The following is an 889-nucleotide window of genomic DNA, read 5'->3' as shown; positions in this document are numbered from 1 at the left end:
ACCAAATTCCTGTCAGTCTGGAATGAATCTACCGAAGAAATCATTCGTGGCGCCAATGTTGACAACATCAACACTCTTTTTGTGGCGTGCGTGTCTGCCGATGGTACCGAGAGTTTTCTTGAAGAGCCCAATCCCCAATCGCCGGTCACTCCGACGTTTATTGCCGAGGGTAATTTGACCGTCACTCAGAAAGGTATCCGTAGCGTTATTCTTAGCGCCGACGATAGTTACCGGGTTAAATTCATGACGCCGGTTCGCTCAAAGATACCGATGACAATAACGGCCACGATATCTGCAGCCTATGTTGCAAGCGATGTTCGGTCGAAGATTATCGAAACAATCTTGGCTGAATACGGCGAAACACAGCCAGGATCGCGGCGCGGCACTGTCAAGCCATTGTATAAAAGAGTTTACTCGCTGCTAAGGGAAAAAATACCGGCTTTGTCGGATGCAAACGCTGATATCACGGTAAGTATCACCGAATATGAGGGTGAATACAGGCCGGAATTATGGAGATTTGTATCTACTGACAGTCTGACAGTCACGGTGACAGCCGTTAATGTGCTGCCGCCAGCGTGGGGCAACTGATGGACTTTAAAAACGCCAAGTTGCCCAGTTTAAAACCGCTCAAGAACAGCTTTGTTGCTGATGGCGTTGAAAACGATTTGCGCAACCTTTTTATCGATCTGTTTGAAAAAATGATGGCCTCAACAGCTTTCGATGCAAACGTTCTCGGTAATGGTCAGTTGGGTTCCATGGATTTAATCCGAAAACTGGTTAACGTGGACGGACTTGCTCTGATCGATGGGATTAACGAAGAAACCGCAACCCGGTATCTATACAAAGCCTGGAAGTCACGAAGAAAGAATGGGAGGGGTTTTCATTTCCT

General features: G+C 47.1%; 2 protein-coding genes. Both read left to right on the top strand.

The annotated features are described in order from the left end of the window. Positions 1-588 (top strand): hypothetical protein (locus tag C7H79_RS18210; RefSeq protein WP_197714681.1); only part of this gene is annotated, 588 nt, incomplete at its 5' end. Then, positions 588-889, top strand: a 302-nt coding sequence (locus tag C7H79_RS17235; RefSeq protein ID WP_147383669.1) for a hypothetical protein, incomplete at its 3' end; no start/stop codon positions are given. The genes C7H79_RS18210 and C7H79_RS17235, both read left to right, overlap by 1 nt.

This window comes from Nitrosomonas supralitoralis (assembly GCF_003011925.2).
Taxonomy (GTDB): Bacteria; Pseudomonadota; Gammaproteobacteria; order Burkholderiales; family Nitrosomonadaceae; genus Nitrosomonas; species Nitrosomonas supralitoralis.
Note: the sequence above shows the minus strand (reverse complement) of the source record. Positions and strands in the feature narration are given on the sequence as shown.